This is a genomic window from Cellulomonas sp. P5_E12 (assembly GCF_054049315.1).
On record NZ_JBFUMP010000007.1, the window covers coordinates 135,843 to 153,074 of the forward strand.

Below are 17,232 nucleotides of genomic sequence, written 5' to 3' on the forward strand. Positions count from 1 at the left end.
CTCAGGTCCGGGCGGCGGCGAGGGGCGCGTCCGAGCCCTCCACCCGGATCTCCACCCGACGGATGGTGTCGGTGTCGATGCTCGACGACGCCCCGAGCCCCCGGGCGCCGACGTTGCGGGCCAGCCACGTCGCGACGACGGTGCTGTCCCCGTCGGCGTCGACCAGCACCAGCTCGTACGTCGGGCCGTCGCCGTCGGGCCACGCCGCGACCGGGTAGCGGCACTCCCAGTCGATCCGGGTGCCCCAGCCCTTCTTCTCCAGCGTGAGGTCGGCGCTCACCGCGACGTCGCCGACGGGCTCCAGCTGCAGCGCGGTGACCTGCGCGGTGGACGACGCCGTCGCCTGCGGCGTGCCGGCGGGCCGGTCGACCAGCGCCCCCGCTGCGCCGCCGACCACCAGCAGAGCGGCGGCCGCTGCCACGAGCCCGACCATCYGACGCCGCCGGGACCGATGGGCCGCCCGGGCCACCGACGCCAGCTCCACGACCTCCGCCTCGGCGCCCGCCGAGGTGCTCGCGGCGGTTCCGAGCGCCGCGGCGTCGTCCGGCGAGACCATGCGCAGCAGGCCCGGCATCCCCGCCAGCTCGGCCACGGCCGCGCGGCACGACGCGCAGTCGCGCAGGTGCTCCTCGTAGGCACGCCGGTCCTCGGGGTCGAGCGCGCCGAGCACGTACGCGGCGTCCCAGTCGCGGAACGCGTCGTCGCCGCGCCGCTCGTCGGCCTCCCGCCCGGTCATGACGAGACTCCCCTCTCCTGCAGTGCGAGGCGCAGCGCGCGCAGCGCGTAGTGCATGCGTGACTTCACGGTGCCCTCGGGGATCTGGTGCTCGCGCGCCAGCTCCGCCACGGACCGGCCCCCGTAGTAGGCGCCGACCACGACGGCGCGGTGCTCGGGTGTGAGCTGCTCGAGCGCGTCGGCCACCAGCCAGCTGTCGAGGACGGCCTGGGACGCGTCCGGCTGCGGCGAGTCGGGCGCCTGGTCCGTGGTGCGCTCCCGCACGTGCCGGGCGCTGCGGCGGTCGTCGATGACGAGGTTGCGGACCACCGTGTAGAGCCACGCCCGGGTGGCGCCCTCGTCGCGTGCCAGCACGTCAGGGTGCTTCCAGGCGCGGACCATGGCCTCCTGGACGACGTCCTGCGCGAGCCCGTGGTCGCCCGTGAGTCGCACGACGTAGTGCTGCAGCGGGCGCGCATAGGCCTGGTGGAGGGCACGCAGGAGCGCGTCGGGTTCCTCGCCCACGCCGCCTCCCTCCGTCGTCCTCGTCGGTCCTACTCCCTCAACGGCACAACCACCGCGCAGGTTCACCGATGGGTGAACCTCGACGCCCCCGGCCCCGTGGTCCAGGTAGCGGGGGCACGCACCAACCCGCTACCGACCAGAGGAGATCATCATGAGACGGACCATCCTGCTCTCGGTCACCGCGCTGGTGGCTGCGGCCACGCTGACGGCCTGCGGTAGCTCCGGGAACGACACGAGCGGGGGCTACGGCGACTCGACCCCGTCGAGCGAGGCGTCCAGCGCCGCCAAGACGCCGGCCGCGGCCGCCGCCTCGACCGACCTCGCCACCGCCGAGACGAGCCTGGGCACCGTCGTCGTGGACGGCAAGGGCATGACGGCGTACTACTTCCTCAAGGACACCAAGGACTCGGGCGCGAGCGCGTGCTCGGGCGACTGCGCGGCGGCGTGGCCGGCCATCACGACGGAGAACGCGACCCCGAGCGTCACCGGCGTGACCGGCGAGGTGGGCACGATCACCGGCACGGACGGCAAGCTCCAGGTCACGATCGACGGGCGGCCGATCTACACGTTCGCCCAGGACAAGGCCCCGGGCGACGTCAACGGGCAAGGGCTCAACAGCGTCTGGTACGTCATCGCTCCTGACGGCACGGAGATCGACGACGACTGACCACCGGCCGGGCGGCGACCGAGGGGGCCGCCGCCCGTGCACGGTCAGTCGGCGTGCGCCTCGACGTTGAGGATGTTGCCGTCGGGGTCCGCGAACCAGACCGCGCTCATCCCGCCGCCGGAGAGGACCCCGTCGGTCCACGTGCCGGCCTCGGGAGGAAGCTCGAACGTCTGGAACACGATGCCGGCGCTGCGCAGCGCCGCGACCTCGTCGGCGAACCTCGCCTCGGAGACCTGGAACGAGACCCCGGTCGCCTGGTTGGTGCCGGCGTACGTCGACGGGTAGACGAGCATCCCGCCGTTCGAGGTGCTGTAGACGACGCCCTCGGGGGCGTTACCGACGCTCGTGAACCCGAGCGTCCCCTCGTAGAACGCGCGTGCCTTGTCCATGTCCGCGACGGCGAGGACCGGCATCGCGGCGTGGTCGGAGAGCATGAAGGCCTCCCGTGCGGGCCAGCCGTCCGTCGGCGGGCCGGCACACCGACGCTATGCCGCCGCCGGACGGGCGTCCAGGGCCCCTGCACATCCGTGCACCACCTCACCCGTCACGTCCCGCCGCCGGGATCCGTCACGATGATGACGACCCCGCGAGAGGACCTCCCGATGACCGACGACGAGTACCTGGCCCAGCGGTTCGAGGCGAACCGGGGCCGGCTGCGGGCGGTCGCGTACCGCATGCTGGGCTCGACCAGCGAGGCCGAGGACGCGGTGCAGGACGCCTGGCTCCGGCTCGATCGTGCCGACGCCGACGGGGTGGACAACCTGGCGGGCTGGCTGACCACCGTCGTCGCGCGGCTGTGCCTCGACCGGTTGCGCAGCCGCACGTCGCGCCGCGAGGACGCGCTCGACGTCGAGCTGCCGCACCCGCGGACGGCCGCGGAGTCGGCCGTGGTCGATCCCGAGCACGAGGTCGTGCTCGCCGAGTCGGTGGGCCTCGCCATGCTCGTCGTCCTGGAGACCCTGACGCCCGCGGAGCGGCTGGCCTTCGTGCTGCACGACATGTTCGCGCTGCCGTTCGACGAGATCGCGCCGATCGTCGGGCGCACCCCCGAGGCCACTCGCCAGCTGGCCAGCCGGGCGCGTCGCCGGGTGCAGGGCGCGCCCGTGACGCCCGAGACCGACCTGTCCCGGCAGCGGGACGTCGTGGACGCCTTCCTCGCCGCCTCCCGTGGTGGCGACTTCGACGCGCTGCTCGCGATGCTCGACCCCGACGTCGAGCTCCGTGCCGACGCGGTCATCGCCCGGTTCGACGCCGCCGACGCCCAGGGCGCGGACGCCGTCGCCCGGTACTTCACCGGCCGCGCGCACACCGCGGAGCTCGCGCTGCTGGGCGGCGCGGTCGGCGCCATGTGGGCACCCGGCGGCGTCCCGCGCTCGGCGTTCGCGTTCACCATCGTCGACGACCTGATCGTGGAGATCCGGCTGATCATGGACCCCGTCGTCCTGCAGGAGCTCGACCCCGTCGCGTTGGGGTGGTGACCGGACGGCCGTCAGGGAGCACCATCGACGGGTGGGTACCGACGCGCACCCGGCCGACCGGCCGCCGCAGTGGGGGCTGGCCGCGCTCGGGGCGGTCGGTCTGGCCGTGGCCGCGGCGCTAGCGGCCTACGCGAAGGTGCACCCCGGCGACGGCGCCGCGCTGACGACGTTCGGCTTCAGCGGGATGCTGCAGATGAAGGCGTGGCTCACCACCGCCGCCGCCGCGCTCGTGGTCGTCCAGGTGCTGTCCGCGCTGGCCATGTGGGGCCGGCTCCCGGGCGTCGCGGACGCGCCCGGGTGGGTGAGCGGGATGCACCGCTGGTCCGGCGTCGTCGCGTTCCTGATCACCCTCCCGGTGGTGTTCCACTGCGTCTGGTCGCTCGGGTTCGAGGACGGGTCGACCCGGGTGCTTCTGCACTCGGTCGCGGGCTGCGTGTTCTACGGCGTGTTCGCGGCGAAGATGCTGGCCCTGCGCCTGCGCGGGCTGCCGTCCGCGACCGTGCCGGTGCTGGGCGGGCTGCTCGCGGGCGTGCTCGTGGTCCTGTGGTTCAGCTCCGCGTACTGGTTCTTCGGCCAGTCCGGGTACGTGGGCTACTGACGTGGCCGCTCCCGAGGTCGGCCGCCGCGAGCTGCTCGAGGGCGCCGGCGTCGCGCTCGTGGCCGGGGCGGCGGGGTACGTGGGCTTCGTCGCCCTCGGCCCGCCGCCGGACCCCGACGACGACCACGGCGGTGACGACGACAGCTCGGGCACGGGGTCGGGTCCTCTCGTCGCCCTCGCGGACGTGCCCGACGGGGGCGGTCTGGTGCTCCGCGACGAGAAGCTGGTGCTCACCCGCAGCGGCGCGACGGTGCACTGCTTCGACGCGGTGTGCACGCACCAGGGCTGCTTGGTCGGCAGCGTGAGCGGCGGCGTGATCCGCTGCCCGTGCCACGGGAGCGGGTTCGACGCCACGACCGGCGCCGTGGTGCAGGGCCCGGCGACCGAGCCGCTCGAGACCGTCGACGTCGAGGTCACCGCCGACGGTGAGGTGGTGCGCGCATGAGGACGTTCTGGCAGCGGCTGCCGACGCTCGTGTGGATCGCCGGCGCCGCGGCGACCGCGGGTGCGCTCCTCGCGGCGTTACGCGGCTGAGCCCTGTCGGACGTGCGCACCCAGGCGCCACGGGGCCATCGTCGGGACCCCGAGAGCGCCGCTCAGGACCGACACGCAATTCGGATGGACCACCACTGTCGGGCACCCAAACCCCCTGATACGTTCACCTCGAAGCGCACGTCAGAAGCGGCAGCAGTGCCGCACGGGAGAGGACCAGCCGATGACCGATGACCTGACCGGACTCGAGGAGACGGGCCCGATCGACTACCTGGTGGTGGCATTCCCCCACGCGAAGCTCACCGGTGAGGCGTTCCCTCTCCTGGTCGACCTGGTGGACCGCGGGATCATCCGCATCCTCGATCTCGTGTTCATCCAGAAGGACGACGACGGCTCGGTCTCCGCGCTCGAGCTCAAGCAGCTGGAGGACGGCGGCGCCGACCTGACCGTGTTCGAGGGCGTCTCGTCCGGCCTGCTCGGTGAGGACGACCTGGCCGAGGCCGCGAACGCGCTCGAGCCCGGTGACGCCGCGGGCGTGCTCGTCTACGAGAACGTCTGGGCCGCCCCGTTCGCCGTCGCGCTGCGCCGCACAGGCGGGCAGCTGGTGGCCGGCGGGCGCATCCCCGTGCAGGCGGTCATCGCCGCGCTGGACGCCACCGACTCCCTCGGCTGAGCCGACCCCACCCACCACGACCAAGGAGCATCACATGCCAGGACTGATCCGCGGCGTCGCACGCACGGCGGTCGTCGCCGGAACCGCCACCGCCGTCTCCAACCGCGTGTCGCGCCGCCAGGCAGGCCGCTGGCAGTCGCAGCAGGAGGCCGCGGCCCCCCAGCAGCAGTACGCCGAGCCCCAGCCCGTCTACGTCGCGGCGCCTCCGGCCCCGGCACCCGCTGCGGCGCCCGCCGACATGGACGCCAAGCTCGCGCAGCTCGCCCAGCTCGGCGCGCTCCGGGACGCGGGCGTCCTCAGCGACATCGAGTTCGAGGTGCAGAAGAACCGCATCCTCACCAGCTGACGGCAGACTGCCCCGGGCCCGCGTGTCGGGCCCGGGGCAGTCAGCCCGGCGCAGCAGTGCCCACGGTCAGGACGATGAGCGGGCTCTGCGCCATCATCAGCTCCACGTCGTGCCGGCCCCACCGCCGCGCGGCCGCCTCGATGAGCGGACGCCGCTCCCCCGGGTCGTCGACCACCCGAGCCGTGGCCGGGAGGTCGGCGGTCACGCCGCGCTTGAGATGCACGACGACGTGCGAGTCGGCCTCGATGTTGAGCAGCCACGCGCGCTTGCGCGGGAACGGCTGGCCGGAGACGAACAGCTGCCCGTCCAGCTCGTGCAGGAAGATCTCGATCCGCCGCGGTTCACCGGAGTGACGGCCCGTGGTCGTCAGGTCGATGATCTGGCTGCGGTGCAGGGCGCTGTCGACGGACGCGGGCATGCGCTCACTGTGCGCCGGGACAGACCTGGCCCGCAATCGGTGTGTCAGCGGCGGGGCGGTGACGCGGTCGTCTCTCTGACCATGAGCTCGACCGCGACGTGCTCCCGGCGGTTCTGGGRTCGCGGGTTCTCGATGGCGTCGATCAGCAGGTGGATGCCGAACGTCGCCACGTGCGCGAGGTCCTGACGCACGGTCGTGAGGGACCTCGTCAGGTAGGACGACTCCGGGAGGTCGTCGAAGCCGACCACGCTCACGTCGCCGGGCACGTCCCGTCCGGCGTCCGCCAGCGCCCGCAGCGCACCGATGGCCATCTGGTCGTTGGCGCAGAAGATCGCGGTGACGTCCCGGTCCGCGGCCAGGGTCGTGGCGAGCTCGTACCCGGACCGGGCGCTCCAGTCACCGTGGGCCACCCGGGGACGTCGGCGCCGGCCGCGACCAGCGCGTCGCGCCAGCCGTCGAGCCGGAGGCGCGCCGAACGCCACCCGAGCGGGCCGGACAGGTGGTGCACCGTGCCGTGACCGAGACGGAGCAGGTGCTCGGCCGCCGGCCCGCTGGTCGGGGTCGACCACGATCTCCGCCGACGAGATCCCGTACGCCCCGGACAGGCTCAGCACCGGCAGGTTCCCGATGGCCCCCGGCGCGAGCGTGAACAGCCCGACGGGCTCGTTGACCACGATCCCGTCGACGCCCTGGTCGACCAGCTCGCGGAGCGCGCCCGTGATCGCGTCCGGCTCGTCCTGGAACGTGTTGACGACCGACATCGCGTACCGGGCGCTGCGGATCGCGTGCTCGGCGCCCACCATGAGCGCCGACGGGCCGAAGTCCGTGGACCCGACGGACAGCACGCCGATGGTCCGGCTGCGGCCGAGCACCAGGTTGCGGGCCGCGCGGTTGGGCCGGTACCCGAGCTCGGCGATCGCCAGTTGCACCCGGTCGCGCACCTCCGCCCTGACGTGCGCGTCGCCGTTGATGACCCTCGACACGGTCTTCTGCGAGACCCCGGCGGCCCGAGCGACATCCATCGCGACGACGGGACGCGTCGTGCCCGGCTCGTGGGTCACGAGGCCGACTCCGCTCTGCGCGCCCGGTAGGCGGCGACGTGCGCCCGGTTCGCACAGCCGTTGACGTCGCAGAACCTGCGCGAGCGGTTGCGGGAGAGATCCACCAGGACAGCGTCGCAGTCCTCCGCCTCGCAGTGCTGCAGGCGTTCGTACTCGTCGCTGCGCACGACGTCCGCCATCGCCATCGCGGTCTCCACGAGCATCACGGTGGCGAGCGGGGCGTGCGGCGCGGTCCCGTGCAGGTGCCAGTCGAACTGGTCGTGCCGGGCGAGGGACGGCACCGCTCCCCCGCGCGCGAGCATCTCGTTCAGCAGCCCGGCCGCCGCGTCGCGGTCCACGTCCCAGAGCACCGAGATCTGCTCGCGCGCGTCGCGGACCCCGGCCAGCTCGGCGGCGTCGCCGTCGTGCCGGGCCGTGTAGCCCCACCGCGCGTAGTAGGCGGACACGTCGTCGACCGTCGCCATGGCGTCGTGCCCGTCCCGACGCCGGGCGGTGTTGACCAGCTCGACGGCCGCGGCGATGTTCATCTCGGTGTCAGGTGCGAATACCACTTTGACTCCTGTCGATGGCCGAGGCTACTGTCACGAGTGTAGTCGGGCTTGACCCATGACAACCCTGGACAGGAGCGCGGCGATGCCCACGACGACCGCGTCGCACCGCACCGCAGGCATCGCCGCGGGGCTCGTCGCGGCCGTCGCCTTCGCCACCAGCGGTCCGGTCGTCAAGCCGCTGCTCGTCGCCGGGTGGTCGCCCGGTGCGGCCATCCTGGTGCGCCTCTCGGTCGCTGCCCTGCTCCTGGCCGGTCCCGCGGCGTGGGCGCTGCGCGGGCGCTGGCACGTGCTGCGCGACGAGTGGCGCACGGTGCTCGGCTTCGGGGTGCTCGGGGTGGCCACCGCGTCGACCATGTACTACCTCGCGGTCGACCGGCTGCCCGTCGCAGTCGCGCTGCTCATCGAGTACACGGGGCCGCTGTTGCTGGTCGGCTGGCGCTGGGCGCGGGAGCGCCAGGCGCCGACGCGCGCGACCCTCGTAGGCGCCGCGCTCGCCACCGGCGGTCTCGTCCTCGTCCTCGACCTGACGGGGTCCCTGGAGCTCGACCCGATCGGGCTCGCGTTCGCCCTGGTCTCCGCGGTCGGCAACGCGGCCTACTTCGCGCTCACGGGCCGGCCCACCGAGCTGCCCTCGATCAGCCTCGCCGGCGCCGGCATGGCCGTCGGCGCGCTCACGGTCGCGGTCGTCGCCGCCGTCGGCGTCCTGCCGGTCACCGCGCCGGACGTCCGCGTCGACCTGCTCGGCGCGCAGGTCCACTGGATCGTGCCGCTCCTGATCGTCGCCACGGTGCCGACCGCCTTCGCGTACGGCGTCAGCGCGGTGTCTGTGCGGCTGCTCGGCGAACGCCTCGCGTCGTTCCTGGCCCTCTCCGAGGTGCTCGTCGCCGTCCTGCTCGCGTGGGCCCTCGTCGGGGAGGCGCCACTCCCGCTGCAGGGTGCCGGGATGGTGCTCGTCGTCGCCGGGATCGCGCTGGTCCGCCGTGGCACGGACGTGCCGGAGCCCGCGGCCGCCGTCCCGGCGCCCCGACCCGTGGTCGACGCGGTCGTCTGAGCTCCTACTCGTCCGGACGTCCGTCCTGCAGCCACCGCGCCAGCCCACCGAGCCCGACGGCGTAGCGGCCGAGGTCCGTCACCTCCGGGTGGTCGGTGATCACCGTCAGGAGCTGGGCCACCGCGGCATCGGTCCGACCGGCCTCGGCGAGCGTCAGCGCGAGGAACACGCGCACCGAGTCGGACTGCGGGAATCGCGCCCGGGCACCCTCAAGGACCGCGACCGACTCGTCGAGCCGCMCCAGCCAGCGCAGCGTGCTGCCGTACTGGCACAGGCACCGCCGCAGGTCGTCCCCCTCCAGCCCGAGCACCATCGCCCGCTCGTACTGGACGGCCGCCTCGTCCTCGCGCCCTGCCGTGTCGTACGCGCCGGCGACCTCGAGCACGAGGACCGGGTGGTCGGGGTGCTCGGCCAGCAGCCGCTCGAAGTACGCGATGGTCGGCGCCATGTCGCTCCGGTCGCGGGCGGCGTACCCGGCGGCGATGGCGTCCCGCAGGTCGTCGGTGAGGTGGTTCACGCGAGGATCCTGTCAGCCTCGGGTGTGCTCCGCACCGGGCGACCTCCTAGCGTGGGGTCATGCCCCGCACCGTCGCCACCACCCGCACCGTCGACCTGGCCGGACTGCTCGACTTCGTCCGCGACCGGCACCACTTCGTCCTGGTCACCACCCGTGCCGACGGGCGACCGCAGGTCTCGCCCGTGAGCGGCGGCGTGGACGACCAGGGTCGTCTGGTCGTCTCGACCTATCCGGGCCGGGCCAAGGCGGTCAATGCCGAGCGCGACGCGCGGGTGAGCGTCTGCGTGCTGTCCGACGACTTCGGCGACGCGTGGGTCCAGGTCGACGGCGAGGCCGAGGTGCTGCACATGCCGGAGGCCGAGGACGCGCTCGTGGACTACTACCGGTGCATCGCCGGCGAGCACCCCGACTGGCCGGAGTACCGCGCCGCGATGCGCGTCCAGGACAAGTCGCTGATCCGCATCACGCCGACGCGCTGGGGACCCGTCGCCACCGGCGGGTTCCCCGCCGACGTCGCGGCTCGCCTCGACGGCTGACTCCCTCGCCCGATCGGGCGAACGGCGGGAGACTCGGGACGTGCCCGACCCGACGCACGAGCCCCTCGCGGAGTACCGCGCCAAGCGGGACCCGTCGCGCACGCCCGAGCCCGTCCCCGAGCCCGGGACGAGCGCGCCGTCTGGCGAGGGCCGGAGCTTCGTCATCCAGGAGCACCACGCCCGCGCGCTGCACTGGGACTTCCGCCTCGAGCGCGACGGCGTCCTCGTCTCGTGGGCCGTGCCCAAGGGGCTCCCGCAGGACCAGAAGACGAACCACCTCGCGGTCCACACCGAGGACCACCCGCTCGAGTACGCGACGTTCGAGGGTGAGATCGGCTCCGGCGAGTACGGCGGCGGGCAGGTCACCGTCTGGGACCGCGGCACGTACGACCTGGTGAAGTGGTCGGACCGCGAGGTCCAGGTGGTGCTGCACGGCGAGCGCGTGCAGGGGCGGTACGTCCTGTTCGCCACGCGACCGAGGGGCAAGGGCGCCGGCTCACCCGACGACGGCAAGAGCTGGATGGTGCACCGCATGGACCCGCCCACCCGGCCCGACTGGGAGCCGCTGCCCGGTCTCGTGCGGCCCATGCTCGCGGTGCCGGGTGAGCTGCCGGACGACGACGACGGCTGGGCGTACGAGATGAGGTGGGACGGGGTCCGCGCCGTGGCGTACGTCGACGGCGGCCGCGTGCGGCTGGTGTCCGGAAACGACCTCGACGTCACGCGCTCGTACCCGGAGATCGCCGGGCTGGGCGAGCAGCTCGGGTCGACGCCCGTCGTGCTCGACGGCGAGCTCGTCGCCTTCGACGCCGGCGGCGCACCCGACGCCGCTCGCCTGCACCAGCGCGCAGCCGTCAGTGACTCAGCCCCCGCGCGGCGCCTGGCCCGGACCGTCCCCGTCGTCTACCTGCTGTCGGACGTGCTCCACCTCGACGGGCGCTCCACCCTCGCGCTGCCGTACGACGAACGTCGTCGACTGCTGGAGGGCCTCGGCCTGGCTGGAGCGTCGTGGCAGACTCCCCCGTCCTTCGACGGTCCCGGGGCCGACGTGCTGGCCGCGAGCCGCGAGGGCCGGCTGTCCGGCGTCCTGGTCAAGCGTCGGGCCTCGCCCTATCGCCCGGGCGCCCGCTCAGGCGACTGGCTCGAGGTCGAGCACGCACGCACGCGGTAGCGGCCGGTCAGCTCCGCCGGCGCCCGCTTCCCGCCACGATCGCGACGCCGATGGCGGCGAGGACGACCTGGAACAGGAGCTCGATCCAGTCGATGCCGTCCGTGGTCTGCACGCCGACCAGCCCGGCGAGCCACGTGCCGATGAGCGCGGCCACGATGCCGACGATGATCGTCACCAGGATCGAGATGTTCTGGCGCCCGCGAACCACGAGCCGGCCCAGGACGCCGATGATCGCGCCGATGATGATGGCGGAGATGATGCCTGCGGGGGTCATGAGCGTTCTCCTCGAGGAGTTGTACAGAAGCTGCGCCGGGCCTTGGCTCGACTGGGACACTCGCATGCTGGACCCCGGCAGGCGCTCGCGCACGCCGAGCGGTCATTCGTACCCGAGGTGCTCCTTGCCCCCAGGGCCGCGCAGGTCCGCTCGGCCACGCCGATCTGACGGAACCAGTGCCCGACGTGCACCTTGACCTGCACTAGCTGATCCCGAGCGCTGCCGATCTGCTTGTTGGCCATGCCGAGGGCGGCGGACCGCGCGGCAGCGACGAGATCACGCCGTTCGCGGTCCTTGAGCAGGTATCCGATGGCCCCGGTCCTCGAGAGCGTCGGAGACCCGAGCGGTGTCGGAGAACCAGGTGAGGGCGGCGGCGGCTCCGTTCGGCCGGATCTACGCTGGCCCCGACGACGACGAAGGGAGATCGCATGCCGACCGGTTCGGTGACCCAGGCCTCCGTCGGCGACGTGCTCGCCGACCTGGCCGCGCTGGAGGACCCGAAGGTCCGCGCGGTGAACGCACGGCACGGCGACGACCACGGGGTCAACCTCACCAAGCTGCGCGCCGTCGCCAAGGGCGTGAAGTCCGACCACGAGCTGGCCGGGCAGCTGTGGGCCACCGGCGACACCGCGGCCCGTCTGGTCGCGATCCTGATCTGCCGGCCCAAGCAGTACACGGCCGCTGAGCTGGACGCGATGCTGCGTGACGCGCGCGTGCCCAAGGTGCACGACTGGCTGGTCAGCTACGTCGTCAAGAAGAGCCCGCACGTCGAGGAGCTGCGCACGGCGTGGTTCGCCGACGCCGACCCGGTGGTCGCCAGCGCCGGCTGGGCGCTGACCAGCGACCGCGTGGCGAGGTCCCCGCACGGGCTCGACCTCCCCGGACTCCTGGACCTCGTCGAGGCGCAGATGAAGGACGCGCCGGACCGCCTGCAGTGGGCCATGAACGAGTGCCTGGCCACCATCGGCATCCATCACCCCGAGCACCGCGCCCGCGCGCTCGCCATCGGCGAGAGCCTCGAGGTCCTCAAGGACTACCCGACCCCGCCCGGCTGCACCTCGCCCTTCGCGCCGATCTGGATCTCCGAGATCGTCCGCCGCCAGGCGACGGCGTAGTCGCCAGGCGGGGCGTGCCACGCGTCCGCCGGTGCCACGATGTCCGCATGAAGGTCAGGCGGCAGGTAGTGGTGTTCGATGCGGCGGATATCGGCGTCGAGAGCGCATTCTGGGCCGCGCTGCTCGGCGGCACCGTGACCGTGGAGGACGACTGGCACTCGGTGATCGTCGACGGAGAGCCACGGATCGACGTCCAGCTCGCCCCGAACCACGTGCGGCCGGAGTGGCCGGACGGCGAGCAGCAGCAGGTCCACCTCGACCTGTACGTCGACGACATCCACGCCGCCCACGAGCACGCCCTCGCGGTCGGCGCGGTGCTGCTGAAGGCCGCCGACGACTTCGCCACCCCCGACGGGTTCCAGGTCTACGCCGACCCGGCCGGCCACCCGTTCTGCCTCTGCTGGGGTCCGTGATCCCCCGACATCAGTCCGTCGCGATCCAGGTTCTCCCGGAGCTGACCGAGCCACTCCGTCCCCAGCGCGCGCCCGTCCGGGAGCTGGTCGTCTCGATCCCAGCGCCACGCGGTGATCATCGCCAGCACCAGGGAGCGGCACACCCGCAGCAGCCCGTGATCGACGCCCGGGTAGTGGTCGGCCACCTGGGCGGGCGCATGGGCGAGATCGAACTCGACCGGGCCGCGGCAGCACGTCTCGAGATCGATGAACAGCACGCCGTCCTTCGTGGTCAGCAGGTTGCCCGGGTGCGGTTCGCCGTGCAGCAGCTGCTCGGCGGGGCCGCGCTCGGCGATGCTCCGCCGCAGGGTTCGCAGCGTCCCGGCGAGCAGGTCCCGGTCCGCGTCGCCGAGCGCCGGGGTGCGGTCGCGGCTCGCCACGAGCCGCTGGGCCGTCTGGACCCGGTCCGTGAAGTGCGGCGTGTGGACGTCGACCGTGCGCATCCCGGCATGGAGCCGCGCGAGGGCGTGGGCGTAGTCCACCGGTGCGACCTCCCGGGCCGGAGGGGGCTCGTAGTACGTCCACAGCGTGACTACGAAGCCGTCGCGCGCGTAGACGAGCGGCTCGGCCCGCGGCTCGAGAGCAGCCACGGGGCTGCCGGCCTCGGCGAGCCGGAGAGCGAGGTCGATCTCGAGCTGAGCGACCTGGTGCGCGGCCGGCGCCACCCGGGCCAGCACGTCGCACGGCACCAGTCGCAGGGTGAGCTTGTTCGAGTCGTGGAGCACGATCGCGTCGTCGACCGTCAGACCGAACGATGCGGCGACTGACGTGGCCGCTGCCACGGCACGGGGAACCTGGGAGGCCTCCATCGTCAGCTCGACGTCACCGGCCCGCGAGGGCCCGCTCGACATCCTTGGGCAACGTCTCGGCGGCGAGTGCTTCCGTATCCATGGCTCCAGCCTGCCGTTCGTGGCTGCTCCCGCGCTCGACCACGACGGGAAGTCGCCGAGATTCGTCGCCGGCTGCCGCTGGCTAGGGTGAGGACAGGCGGGACGTCGTCGACGATCTGGGTGGAAGCGAGATGACCGCGGGGCCGGACGATCCACGAGGGGGCTCGATCGTCGACGCTCTGGTGTCCTTGCTGCAGCGCACGCACCTCGTGCCGCCCGACCAGCTTCCCGACGCGGTCGACGCGGCGATCTCCCACCTCGACGCGAACGCCGTGATCTTCCTCGCGGACTACAGCGACACGGTGCTCGTCCCGATGGTGGGCGCCGCTCGGGCTCGGCCCGCCCTGCTGGCCGTCGACTCCACCCTCGCGGGGCGCGCGCACCGCCTGCTCACCGTGCAGACCGCCGTGGTCGACGGCGTGCCGCTGATCTGGATGCCGATCGTCGACGGGGTCGAGCGCCTCGGGGTCCTGCGAGTCACGGTGACGGACCCGGACCTGCTCGCCGACGACGAGCTCCTGCACGACCTGTGGTCGTTCGCGCACCTCCTCGGGCACCTCGTCTCGATCCTCGACGACTACGGAGACGCCATCGACGCGGTGCGTCGTCAGACACCGAGGACGGTCTCCGCCGAGCTCATCTGGCAGCTGCTCCCGCCGCTGACGTCGGGAACCGACAAGGTCGTGGTCAGCGGTCGCCTGGAGCCCGCGTCCGAGGTCGGCGGTGACGTGTTCGACTACGCACTGTCCGACACCCGGGCGCAGTTCGCGATCTTCGACGCCACCGGTCACGACCTGCACTCGGGCCTCGCCGCCGCGACGGCGCTCGCCGCCTACCGCAACTCGCGTCGCCAGGGTCACGGGCTGTTCGAGCAGACCGAGGCCGTCCACCGGGCGATCGGCGACGAGTTCGCCGGTCAGACGTATGCGACCGGCGTCCTGGGCACGCTCGAGCTCGACACGGGCGAGCTGCGCTACGTCGCAGCCGGCCACCCACCGCCCCTGCTGCTGCGGCGAGGTCACGTGGTCAAGACCCTGGACTCCGGGCGCCGCGCCCTGCTGGGTCTCGACAGGGTGGCCGCCGACGTCGCCGAGGAATGGCTCGAACCCGATGACGTCCTCGTCCTGTACACCGACGGGATCACGGAGGCTCGTGACGCGGACCGCCGGTTCTTCGGGCTCGACCGGCTCGTGGACTTCGTCGAGCGTGAGGCCGCCGACGGCGTCCCCCTCCCCGAGATCGTCCGCCGGGTGGGGCGTCGGATCCTGGAGCACCAGAACGGCGTCCTCCAGGACGACGCGACCATCCTGCTGATCCAGTGGACCTCCAGCGGTCAGAAGGCGCTCGAGCCCACCCCCGAGTAGGGCGCGGTGCGCCCTCGACGCGCGTCGGCCGCACGGACGGGATAACGCAGGTGCGTCACGCCCACTCCCTGGATCACCGTCGGGCTGCCCAGCGTGGCCGGCGTGCCCGCCAGGTGGTCGAAGAGCCGAACCCCGGAACCGAGGAGCAGCGCGGCGATGTCGACGGAGATCTCGTCGATCAGACCGGCGTTCAGCAGCTGCTGGATGGTGTCGGCGCCGTGGACCCCGACGTTCTTCCCGGCGGCGGCGTCCTTCGCCTGGCGCACGGCGCTCTCGAGCCCGTCGGTGACGAAGTGGACGGTCGAGTCGGGCCGCGGCCACCCGGCGGGGACGTCGTGGGTGAGGACGAACGCCGGCCCCCACGCGTGGTTCCCGCCCCAGCCCTGGGCGACCTCGAACGTGCGTCGACCGGTGAGCACGGCGCCCAGTCCCGAGGTGAGACCGCGGATGTGTGCGGCGCTCGGCTCGGACACCGTGAACCTCATGGGCTCCGACCCACCGGTGCGGATCTCGACGTCCCCCGAGGTGTACCAGTCGAACACCTCGGCTACCCCGTCGTCGGGGTCGGCGACGAAGCCGTCAAGCGACATGGACATGATGGCGACGACCTTCGTCATCGGATGCTCCTCAGCTCCCGGGTGGTCCCGACGACCACCTTTCACCAGCACAACGAACGGCACCACACCGATCCGACACCGTCATGGGAAATGGACGTGCCCGGGGTGCGCGAGCGCGCCTAGCGTTCGAGGGTGCCTTGCCGACTGACCGCCCTCACCGTCGACGCCCTCGATCCCGCGCGCCTGGCCGACTTCTGGGCCGCAGCGCTCGGACGCGACGCGGTCGGCGACGTCCGGGAAGCCCTGGTGCCCGGCTCCGCGACGCAGCTCGGCCTGCGGTTCGTCCCGAGCCGGGAGGCGAAGGTCGGTCGGAACCGGATGCACCTGCACCTCACCAGCGCCAGCCCCGACGACCAGCGGGAGACGGTCGACGCCCTGCTCCGGCTCGGTGCCAGCCACCTCGACGTGGGACAACGCCCGAACGAGGGTCACGTGGTGCTGGCCGATCCCGAGCGCAACGAGCTCTGCGTGATCGAGCCCGGGAACTCCTTCCTCGCCGGCTGCGGCTTCCTCGGCGAGCTCACCTGCGACGGCACCCGGGACGTCGGCCTCTTCTGGGCCGACGCCCTGGGCTGGCCCCTGGTGTGGGACGAGCACGAGGAGACCGCGGTCCAGTCGCCGCGCGGCGGCACGAAGGTCTCGTGGGGCGGTGAACCCGTGCCGCCGGCGCACGTCAGGAGCCGCCAGCGGTTCGATCTCGCCCTCGTCGGCGGCGACCTCGGTGGGGAGGTCGACCGGCTCACGTCGCTCGGCGCCGCCCGACTAGGCACTCTCGAGGAGGGCGCGGTCGAGCTGGCCGATCCCGACGGCACCGAGTTCCGCCTCCGCGTCGCGCGGGAGGGGCCCCCCGGGGTGTTCCCAGGGCGCCCCTGACCTGCACTTTCACCGCGTCCTACTTCGCGGCCTCCTTGATGAGCGCGAGCACCGCGAGGGGATGGCTGATCATCGGCACGTGCGAGCTGTTGATCTCCACGGTCTTCGCACCCGCGCGCGCCGCCATCATCCGCTCGGCCTCGGGCGGGATGATCCGGTCCTGCGTGGCGACGAGGTACCGGCTCGGGATCGTCCGCCACGCGGGCGGTCCCGACGGTGTGACGAGCGAGGCGAACGACCCCGGCCGCTGAGACCCCGCCATGTTCCGTGCGACGACCTTGGGCAGGTCGCCGGCGAACAGCTGCGGAAAGAAAGCCGGGTCGATGTACGCATCGGCGTCACCCGGGGAGGCTCCCGGGAACGGACGGACGACGAGGTGGTCGGTCACCTCGGTGTGGCCTCCCCCGAGCGCGTTCGCGGCCTGGACGGACTCGCCGTCGTCCAGCGCGTAGGCGGCGACGTAGACGAGGGACTTCACGTTCGGGTTGCCGGTCGCGGCATTGGTGATGACCGCGCCGCCGTACGAGTGGCCGACGAGCACGATCGGGCCCGGGACGGTGGCGAGGAACTGTCGGAGGTACTCGGCGTCGTACTGGACGCCGCGCAGCGGGTTGGAGAAGGCGAGGACCGGGTAGCCCTGCGCCTGAAGGCCGGTGGCGACGAGGTTCCATCCGCTGGAGTCGGCGAATGCTCCGTGCACCAGGACGACGGTCGGCTTCGCGGTCGTCGACGCAGCGTGGTGGGCCTGCGTCGTGGTCGTCGCCGCCGCCGGAATGGCCGCGCCTCCCAGTGCGACGAGCGAGAATGCCGCGGCGACGGCGAGTGCGGCCAGGCCCTTGCGCTTCATGG

24 protein-coding genes are annotated in these 17,232 nt (G+C 72.9%); 13 read left to right on the forward strand and 11 right to left on the reverse strand.

Going from position 1 to position 17,232, the window contains the following annotated elements:
* Nucleotide 1: 1 nt before the first annotated feature.
* Nucleotides 2-736 carry an anti-sigma factor family protein gene (locus tag ACXJKA_RS08460; RefSeq protein ID WP_456824744.1) on the reverse strand — a complete coding sequence of 245 codons (735 nt, stop codon included), beginning with the start codon at nt 734-736 and terminating at the stop codon, nt 2-4.
* Complete coding sequence (locus ACXJKA_RS08465) at nt 733-1,239, reverse strand: sigma-70 family RNA polymerase sigma factor (RefSeq protein WP_456824745.1); 507 nt, start codon at nt 1,237-1,239, stop codon at nt 733-735. The genes ACXJKA_RS08460 and ACXJKA_RS08465 overlap by 4 nt, the downstream gene beginning before the upstream one ends.
* A 151-nt stretch (nt 1,240-1,390) precedes the next feature.
* Here ACXJKA_RS08465 and ACXJKA_RS08470 point away from each other — a divergent pair, with 151 nt between their 5' ends.
* On the forward strand, nt 1,391-1,906 hold the full coding sequence (locus ACXJKA_RS08470; protein ID WP_456824746.1) for a COG4315 family predicted lipoprotein: 516 nt from the start codon (nt 1,391-1,393) through the stop codon (nt 1,904-1,906).
* 44 nt (nt 1,907-1,950) lie between these two features.
* Here ACXJKA_RS08470 and ACXJKA_RS08475 read toward each other — a convergent pair whose 3' ends face one another.
* Complete coding sequence (locus ACXJKA_RS08475; protein ID WP_456824747.1) at nt 1,951-2,340, reverse strand: VOC family protein; 390 nt, start codon at nt 2,338-2,340, stop codon at nt 1,951-1,953.
* Nucleotides 2,341-2,508: 168 nt separating this feature from the next.
* Here ACXJKA_RS08475 and ACXJKA_RS08480 point away from each other — a divergent pair, with 168 nt between their 5' ends.
* The 5 genes from ACXJKA_RS08480 (at nt 2,509) to ACXJKA_RS08500 (ending at nt 5,493) form a co-directional block, all read left to right on the forward strand.
* The gene (locus tag ACXJKA_RS08480; RefSeq protein ID WP_456824748.1) at nt 2,509-3,384 is read left to right on the forward strand and encodes a sigma-70 family RNA polymerase sigma factor; all 876 of its coding nucleotides are present in this window, start codon (nt 2,509-2,511) and stop codon (nt 3,382-3,384) included.
* 31 nt (nt 3,385-3,415) lie between these two features.
* Entirely contained in the window at nt 3,416-3,982 is a 567-nt protein-coding gene (locus ACXJKA_RS08485; protein ID WP_456824749.1) for a DUF6529 family protein, read from the forward strand.
* A gap of 1 nt (nt 3,983) precedes the next feature.
* Nucleotides 3,984-4,427, forward strand: a complete 444-nt coding sequence (locus ACXJKA_RS08490) for a Rieske (2Fe-2S) protein (protein WP_456824750.1) — start codon at nt 3,984-3,986, stop codon at nt 4,425-4,427.
* Between the two features lie 270 nt (nt 4,428-4,697).
* Complete coding sequence (locus ACXJKA_RS08495) at nt 4,698-5,147, forward strand: DUF6325 family protein (protein WP_456824751.1); 450 nt, start codon at nt 4,698-4,700, stop codon at nt 5,145-5,147.
* 34 nt (nt 5,148-5,181) lie between these two features.
* Nucleotides 5,182-5,493, forward strand: a complete 312-nt coding sequence (locus ACXJKA_RS08500; protein ID WP_456824752.1) for an SHOCT domain-containing protein — start codon at nt 5,182-5,184, stop codon at nt 5,491-5,493.
* 40 nt (nt 5,494-5,533) lie between these two features.
* On the opposite strand, the gene ACXJKA_RS08505 is transcribed toward ACXJKA_RS08500, so the two are convergent.
* From ACXJKA_RS08505 to ACXJKA_RS08515, 3 genes are read right to left on the reverse strand one after another with little or no spacing between them, the layout of a single operon-like run.
* Nucleotides 5,534-5,911, reverse strand: coding sequence for a nitroreductase family deazaflavin-dependent oxidoreductase (locus ACXJKA_RS08505; protein WP_456824753.1), 378 nt, complete (start codon nt 5,909-5,911; stop codon nt 5,534-5,536).
* Nucleotides 5,912-5,955: 44 nt separating this feature from the next.
* Nucleotides 5,956-6,972: a LacI family DNA-binding transcriptional regulator gene (locus ACXJKA_RS08510; RefSeq protein ID WP_456824754.1), complete on the reverse strand. Its 1,017-nt coding sequence runs from the start codon at nt 6,970-6,972 to the stop codon at nt 5,956-5,958.
* Complete coding sequence (locus ACXJKA_RS08515; RefSeq protein ID WP_456824755.1) at nt 6,969-7,523, reverse strand: CGNR zinc finger domain-containing protein; 555 nt, start codon at nt 7,521-7,523, stop codon at nt 6,969-6,971. Before ACXJKA_RS08515 ends, ACXJKA_RS08510 begins: the two co-directional genes overlap by 4 nt.
* A gap of 82 nt (nt 7,524-7,605) precedes the next feature.
* Between ACXJKA_RS08515 and ACXJKA_RS08520 the strand changes: the two genes are divergently transcribed.
* Nucleotides 7,606-8,574: an EamA family transporter gene (locus tag ACXJKA_RS08520; protein WP_456824756.1), complete on the forward strand. Its 969-nt coding sequence runs from the start codon at nt 7,606-7,608 to the stop codon at nt 8,572-8,574.
* A 4-nt stretch (nt 8,575-8,578) separates the two neighbouring features.
* On the opposite strand, the gene ACXJKA_RS08525 is transcribed toward ACXJKA_RS08520, so the two are convergent.
* Nucleotides 8,579-9,091 (reverse strand): tetratricopeptide repeat protein, encoded by a 513-nt coding sequence (locus ACXJKA_RS08525; protein WP_456824757.1) that lies wholly within the window; start codon nt 9,089-9,091, stop codon nt 8,579-8,581.
* A 59-nt stretch (nt 9,092-9,150) separates the two neighbouring features.
* Between ACXJKA_RS08525 and ACXJKA_RS08530 the strand changes: the two genes are divergently transcribed.
* Together ACXJKA_RS08530 and ACXJKA_RS08535 are read left to right on the forward strand one after the other, a co-directional pair.
* Complete coding sequence (locus ACXJKA_RS08530; protein ID WP_456824758.1) at nt 9,151-9,627, forward strand: PPOX class F420-dependent oxidoreductase; 477 nt, start codon at nt 9,151-9,153, stop codon at nt 9,625-9,627.
* Between the two features lie 40 nt (nt 9,628-9,667).
* Nucleotides 9,668-10,798, forward strand: coding sequence for a DNA polymerase ligase N-terminal domain-containing protein (locus ACXJKA_RS08535; RefSeq protein ID WP_456824759.1), 1,131 nt, complete (start codon nt 9,668-9,670; stop codon nt 10,796-10,798).
* A 7-nt stretch (nt 10,799-10,805) separates the two neighbouring features.
* On the opposite strand, the gene ACXJKA_RS08540 is transcribed toward ACXJKA_RS08535, so the two are convergent.
* Nucleotides 10,806-11,072: a GlsB/YeaQ/YmgE family stress response membrane protein gene (locus ACXJKA_RS08540; RefSeq protein WP_456824760.1), complete on the reverse strand. Its 267-nt coding sequence runs from the start codon at nt 11,070-11,072 to the stop codon at nt 10,806-10,808.
* Nucleotides 11,073-11,500: 428 nt separating this feature from the next.
* Between ACXJKA_RS08540 and ACXJKA_RS08545 the strand changes: the two genes are divergently transcribed.
* Together ACXJKA_RS08545 and ACXJKA_RS08550 are read left to right on the forward strand one after the other, a co-directional pair.
* Nucleotides 11,501-12,187 (forward strand): DNA alkylation repair protein, encoded by a 687-nt coding sequence (locus tag ACXJKA_RS08545; RefSeq protein ID WP_456824761.1) that lies wholly within the window; start codon nt 11,501-11,503, stop codon nt 12,185-12,187.
* A 47-nt stretch (nt 12,188-12,234) separates the two neighbouring features.
* A complete protein-coding gene (locus ACXJKA_RS08550; protein ID WP_456824762.1) occupies nt 12,235-12,600 on the forward strand; it encodes a VOC family protein in 366 nt (121 codons plus the stop codon).
* On the opposite strand, the gene ACXJKA_RS08555 is transcribed toward ACXJKA_RS08550, so the two are convergent.
* A complete protein-coding gene (locus tag ACXJKA_RS08555; protein WP_456824763.1) occupies nt 12,552-13,490 on the reverse strand; it encodes a phosphotransferase in 939 nt (312 codons plus the stop codon). The two genes, ACXJKA_RS08550 and ACXJKA_RS08555, sit on opposite strands and share 49 nt — an antisense overlap.
* A gap of 170 nt (nt 13,491-13,660) precedes the next feature.
* Between ACXJKA_RS08555 and ACXJKA_RS08560 the strand changes: the two genes are divergently transcribed.
* Nucleotides 13,661-14,893, forward strand: coding sequence for a PP2C family protein-serine/threonine phosphatase (locus ACXJKA_RS08560; protein ID WP_456824764.1), 1,233 nt, complete (start codon nt 13,661-13,663; stop codon nt 14,891-14,893).
* Here ACXJKA_RS08560 and ACXJKA_RS08565 read toward each other — a convergent pair.
* Nucleotides 14,863-15,510, reverse strand: a complete 648-nt coding sequence (locus tag ACXJKA_RS08565) for a dihydrofolate reductase family protein (RefSeq protein ID WP_456824765.1) — start codon at nt 15,508-15,510, stop codon at nt 14,863-14,865. The genes ACXJKA_RS08560 and ACXJKA_RS08565 overlap by 31 nt on opposite strands.
* A 132-nt stretch (nt 15,511-15,642) precedes the next feature.
* Here ACXJKA_RS08565 and ACXJKA_RS08570 point away from each other — a divergent pair, with 132 nt between their 5' ends.
* The gene (locus ACXJKA_RS08570) at nt 15,643-16,383 is read left to right on the forward strand and encodes a VOC family protein (protein ID WP_456824766.1); all 741 of its coding nucleotides are present in this window, start codon (nt 15,643-15,645) and stop codon (nt 16,381-16,383) included.
* A gap of 19 nt (nt 16,384-16,402) precedes the next feature.
* Here the strand turns inward: ACXJKA_RS08570 and ACXJKA_RS08575 are convergent, their stop codons facing one another.
* Nucleotides 16,403-17,230, reverse strand: a complete 828-nt coding sequence (locus ACXJKA_RS08575) for an alpha/beta fold hydrolase (protein WP_456824796.1) — start codon at nt 17,228-17,230, stop codon at nt 16,403-16,405.
* Between the last annotated feature and the right edge of the window lie 2 nt (nt 17,231-17,232).